Origin of the sequence: Ideonella sp., assembly GCF_036277275.1 — a bacterium.
Lineage (GTDB): Bacteria > Pseudomonadota > Gammaproteobacteria > Burkholderiales > Burkholderiaceae_C > Ideonella.
Genome location: NZ_DASUNH010000098.1, coordinates 1 through 5,358 on the forward strand (window position 1 = coordinate 1; position 5,358 = coordinate 5,358).

Here is a 5,358-nt window from a genome sequence, read left to right on the forward strand (position 1 = left end):
TTCCGCTGCTCTTGAATGCCAGGGCTACGCAGCTCATCGTGCAGGATGTCCTGTGCGATCGTCGGCAGAAGATCGCTCAGCTTCTTTTGGTTTGGTTCGTCCCGATCATCGGAGCCCTCATCGTCTTGGCGGTGCACCGTCGAGCCGAACCGCCATCTCGCCAATACCGTGAAGCCGCAGATCCGGGTGACGACTTCGTGTATTCAGGCCGAATGACCAAGAGCATCAAGGGGGTACTGGATGGCGATGATTGATCAACGCGCCGGCTCCGAGCAGGAGCGTCGCCCGGCTCAGCCAGCAGCTTGCCTGTCAGACTCCAACGCTGTCGACCAATCTGTTGCCGCTCAAGCTTGGACATACGGTTGGGCCATTTGCCGGCATACCGAAGCGCCGATTCAAAGTGCGGGGTACTTTCGGATCTTCGTCGGCAAGCCTGAACAGGTCACGCGCTACGTCCTTCCCCACCTTGATCGCGAGCTCCTTCAGAGACTCGTCTCCACCGAGGCTGGTCCCGGGACTTGGCTCAAGGTCTGCGCCTCGGTGGAGAGTGTGGCTCCCCTGCTCTCGAGCCGCTGGCATATCCATGACCCAGAGTACTTGATGAGCACCAACCTTGGAGGCAGCTCTGACCTGGCCCTCGAGGGCTACCACCTTCACACCGAACAGGTAGGGGCGCTTGCGTTGGCGAAGCTTGTTGCCAACACGGGAGAACTCGCGGCCAGCGGCCAGGCTGCCATTGATGGCGGGTTTGCCACCTTCGATCAAATCGTCACCGCCGAAGCTCACAGAAGGAAGGGGCTGGGCCGATGCATCATGGCCGCGCTGTCCAATTGCGCCCTCGATCTCGGAGCAACGCGGGGCGTTCTGGTAGCAACAGAGGCTGGCGCGGCCCTGTACCAAGCGCTAGGCTGGGCCATGGTCACGCCAGTCACGGCTGCATCGGTTCCGGAGCGCAGTTGATGCCTGGCTCATTCATCGGGTGGACATCCATTGGCGGAGCCTGGCCCACAAGCGATGTGCGATGTCGAGTACGACAAGCCGATCAACCGCGCCGACGCCTGACCCTCCATCAAGGGGCACCCCACCGGCAGGCCGCCTCTTGCGTCGAACGTTAGGTATCGCGAATGCTCAACACAGGTTCACCCGCACGGAAAAATGCAGCCGAGTTTGCCTGGCAACGAGACGACGTCTTCGGCCGCATTGCCTCGCGATACGACGTGCTGTGCGATGTGTTCAGTCTTGGCCTGCACCGGGTTTGGAAACGACGAGTCGCCAAGCGACTCGTCGGCGAAGAATGGAACACGCTTCTGGATGGCGCAACGGGAACCGGAGACATCATTCTCCGCGTCCTGGGCCGGTCTTCTGCCGAAGGGCGAACCATCGTCGCCTCCGATGTGAGCCCAAGGATGCTTGCCATTGCTGAACGTCGCCTCCAGGCGTTTCAGTCGGCAGTTAGTCTCAGGCAACTCGATGCCGAGAACATGCCGTCCGTGCCGAGTCAAAGCGTCGATGCCTATTCAATATCTCTCGGACTCAAGATCTGCAACCGCCACTTGGCGATGCAGGAAGCCCTCAGGGTCTTGAGGCCTGGCGGCAGGTTGGTTATCTTGGAGGCATCCAATATCCGCTGGGGTCTGCTGCATCGTCTCTATCTTGCTTACATGGCTCTGTGCATGCCGGCTTTAGGTTGGCTGGCAACGGGTGGCGACGCCTCCGCGTACAAGTACCTGCTGCAAGGGATTCGAGACTTTCCTACAGCTGAAGAGCTCACTCGGGAGCTCCAGGCCCATGGCTTCGCAGATGTTTCGTTTGAGCGCCTCTCCCTCGGGATCGTCGCAATTCACACCGCTCGCAAACCTTGGCGAGCAGGTATCTAACCCGACCGTCAAAGGGCGCTTGTGGAATTTGGGCGATCGAAGAAGCCGGAACTCACGCATCTGAGCTTCAGGTTCGCCTGCTCACCCGAGCAGCAGCAAGTCGCCGCGGCGTTCCTTCGATGGTGCATGGATCCAGCGCTGCTGCTGGACACGAAGCAGGTCGAACGCTCGCTGAAACGTTGGTCTGCCGGCTGACGTGACTACGCCGCGGACCGCGGCACATGAAGATTGTTCACCGTGACCATTCGGTGCGCAGCGGAGGCGATGATGCCGTCGCTTTGAGAGCCGCTCGCGGTCTCGGAGGGCAGCTCGCCGAACCGGCGGCGGTAGTGCGCCGCGAAGTGGCCCAGGTGGAAGAAGCCGTAGCGCGCTGCCACGTCCGCGACCTTGACCGTCGCCCCGAGGCTGGCGCCGTCGCCGGCCGATGCCTGCAGCTGGGCGCGGACATGGTCGAGGCGAAGCTCGCGCAGCCATGTCATCGGGCTGGTGCCGGTGTGCCGGGCGAACCCTTGTTGCAGCGAGCGCGAGCTGGCACCGGTCAGCGTGCACAGCTCCTCCAGCGTGATCGGCAGTTCCAGATGAGCCCGCAGGATCTCTTGCGCGCGCTTGATGGTGCGCGGCAACACGGTGCCGTTGCCGTCCGACGCGGCGCGACCGCTGCACGACAAGGCCGTTGAATGGTTGTGCGGCAGGCTGAGCAACAACGTGGACAGCAGGTGGTTCTCGGCTTGTTCGGCCAACGCGGGCTGCCCGGCGAAGCCGAGGCCGTTTTCCAGCGCACACTGCAGGTAACCCACCAGGGCGGCCAGGCCGCGCGCCTCCGGGCGGCCCATGTCGACGCCCAGGTCGAACACCAGTGGCTGGCGCAGCGGCGCCTGCAGCAGTGACTCCAGCTTGGCAGAGAGCGCCCGGCGATCGAGCTTCACGATGAGCTGCGGGCTGCCTTCGGCCCAGCGCATGCTCAGCGGCTCGGTGGGCGAAGGGAACGACGCGAGCAACGGATGCGACTCGACGCGCTGGCCACCGCAGCGCACGCTGGCGCCGCCGCGCAAGGGCATCTGCAGCAGAAAGAAGTCGCGCAGGTAGCCGGGCTCGATGCGGACGGCCGCGCCGTACTGGACGTAGTTGATGCTGGCATGCCGGTGCACCGCTGCGCTGTGGTGGCAGGCGTCGAGCCGGCCGCCGTCCAGCGGCGACAACTCGTGCGGGCAGAAGATGCGCGCGACGAACTCGCGGGCCTCGTCCACGTCGTGGCTGTGGAACAGGCGGTGCCGTTCCAGTGGCAGCGGGGGGCGGTCGGCGAGCGAGTGATTCAAGGTCGTCAAACTTCCGGGGCGTTGGGCGCGGCCGCAAGAATGAACGCAGCGACGCGAGAGATCCAGCGTACCGCGCGGCTTGGCGCGAAGCCCTCCCTTGAGCAGTGGCCGGTCCCACCCCTAGGGTGAGGGAGAGGCCGGCAAAACGTGCGCTTGCCGGATGGACCTCGCGCTTTCTGGACGTGCCTGCGCGGTGCGGCTGCCTAAGCTCCGGCCACTTCAATTCACCCCTTCAGGAGACCGTCGTGAACCTTTCTTTCTCACTCCCCGCCCGAGCGCCCCGCCACCTGCTGACGCCGATCGGTGCGGCCGTCGCCCTGGCGCTGACCTTGTCCGCGTCCGTGCAGGCTCAGGTCACTCCCGAGATCGAGCGCCTGACGCGTCAGCTCGAGTTGCAGACGCCCGTGGCCGATGGCCGGGGCGAGCCGATCCAGTCGCCCAGGGACCCTGCCGCCACGGCCGTGCGGCTGCCCGCGCAGATCGAGGTGCTGCAGAACCTGCTGGCTAAAGCCAAGCCTCGCCTGGCGGTCCCGCTGCGCGCGGCACTGGCGTCGGTGGAGACGGCCTGGGCCGCCTATCGCGACGGCAGCGGCGACCAGTCGCTCGGGCACCTCGACGCCACGCTGGCGGCTCTCGGCGATGCGCAGCGCTCGCTCGTGGACGCCATCGCGGTCGCCAACGACAACACCGATGCACGCCTGCGCGATGTGCAGCTGCAGCTCAGCCTGACCTCGCAAAAGGTGGCCCATGACGTGAACGACCAGGCGCGTGCGGTGGGCGTGTCCGAGGGCCGCCTCGACCCGGCGGACGCTCAGCTCGCGCTCGGCGACGCGGCGCTCGCCAGCGGCGACCACGTCGGCGCGGCCGGCCCCTTCGCGCTCGGGCTCTCGCTGTCGGCCAACACCATCGTGTTCGACATCGCCCGTTTCGAGGCCAACATCCACAGTGCCTTCGACAGCCGCTCGGTCGGCAATTCGTACGCGATCTCGCTCGGTGGCCAGTTGCACAGCTCGGGCAAGAGCGGGCTGGCGCGCACGGCGGCCGATGCACCCGCCACGGCGCAATCGCCCACCAAGGAAATGCACGTGGCCAGCGTCAGCAAGTCGTTGACAGCCATCGTGTTGATGAAGCTGCTGGCCGACAAGGGCTTGAGCGCCGACACGCCGATCGCGCCTTACCTGCCGAGCGATTGGGCCAAGGGCGCCGGCGTCGAGCTGCTGACGTTCAAGAGCTTCATGACGCACCAAAGCGGCTTCGACCAGAACGGCGTGAAGGGCTCCGACTACGCCTCGTTGCGCGAGGTGATCGCCAAGCCCGTCGGCTCGACTTCGTTCAACTACAACAACGCCAACTACGGCATGCTGCGCGTGCTGGCCGCGGGCCTGATCGGGATCGACCCGGTGAACTACGCCGAGTTCGACGCCGGCTCGCTGACCGCGGCGGCCTTCATCATCGAGGCCCAGTCGCTCTACAGCGGCATCGGCGTCTCGGTGGACTGCGGGCCCAGCGATGCCAACCCGACGATCCAGTACCGCTTCCCCGACACCGCGAAGGCCGGCTATGCAGAGCCGCCGCGCGGCCTGACCTGCGGCGGCTACGGCTGGCACATCAGTGCGCGCGAAATCGCCAACGTGATGGCCAACCTGCGCTACTCGTCCAACCTGATCCCGGCGGCGTCGTTTGCCGAAATGAAGGCCAAGTACCTCGGCCTGATGGACCCGGCCCGGTTCGGCGGGTTCGTCAATGGCAAGTTCGGCGTCTACCTGGGCCACGGCGGCGATTGGGGCCACGGCAGCGGCGGGCTGGACTCGTGCTACCTGATGTTCCCGATCGTCGTGGAAAGCGCCGTGCTGATCAACTCGAACGGGGGCAGCTACGGCCCCGCGGGCGGCCACCAATGCGCCGCGCTGAAGGACTCGTTCGACAACGCATGGGTGCCGAAGTGAGCTGAGCAGGGCGTGGCGGCGCGGCCGGGCGCGCGTTCATCTCAACGTCGCGCCAGGTGCGCCGCCGTCATCGGCGTGCCGTCGATTCGATGCGCGCGGATGCGGGGTCGAGTCGTCATGACCAGGCCTCGCCTTCGGCATGCAGGGCCATCGCCGCATCCACCCGGGCGAGCTGGGCTTCCCAGAGCCAACGCATCTTCGCCAGCGTGTCTTCCTTCG

The 5,358-nt window shown here is 65.7% G+C and carries 5 protein-coding genes; 4 read left to right on the plus strand and 1 reads right to left on the minus strand.

Annotated features, from left to right (window positions below):
• From VFY73_RS16690 to VFY73_RS16700, 3 genes are all read left to right on the plus strand, one after another.
• Positions 1–254: hypothetical protein (locus VFY73_RS16690; protein WP_329720755.1), on the plus strand; the 254-nt coding region annotated here is incomplete at its 5' end.
• Entirely contained in the window at positions 241–960 is a 720-nt protein-coding gene (locus tag VFY73_RS16695; RefSeq protein ID WP_329720757.1) for a GNAT family N-acetyltransferase, read from the plus strand. The genes VFY73_RS16690 and VFY73_RS16695, both read left to right, overlap by 14 nt.
• A 164-nt stretch (positions 961–1,124) precedes the next feature.
• Positions 1,125–1,877 carry a ubiquinone/menaquinone biosynthesis methyltransferase gene (locus VFY73_RS16700; protein ID WP_329720759.1) on the plus strand — a complete coding sequence of 251 codons (753 nt, stop codon included), beginning with the start codon at positions 1,125–1,127 and terminating at the stop codon, positions 1,875–1,877.
• A 200-nt stretch (positions 1,878–2,077) separates the two neighbouring features.
• Here the strand turns inward: VFY73_RS16700 and VFY73_RS16705 are convergent, their stop codons facing one another.
• Positions 2,078–3,193 carry an AraC family transcriptional regulator gene (locus VFY73_RS16705; protein WP_329720761.1) on the minus strand — a complete coding sequence of 372 codons (1,116 nt, stop codon included), beginning with the start codon at positions 3,191–3,193 and terminating at the stop codon, positions 2,078–2,080.
• 245 nt (positions 3,194–3,438) lie between these two features.
• Between VFY73_RS16705 and VFY73_RS16710 the strand changes: the two genes are divergently transcribed.
• Entirely contained in the window at positions 3,439–5,139 is a 1,701-nt protein-coding gene (locus tag VFY73_RS16710) for a serine hydrolase (RefSeq protein ID WP_329720763.1), read from the plus strand.
• Positions 5,140–5,358 lie beyond the last annotated feature (219 nt).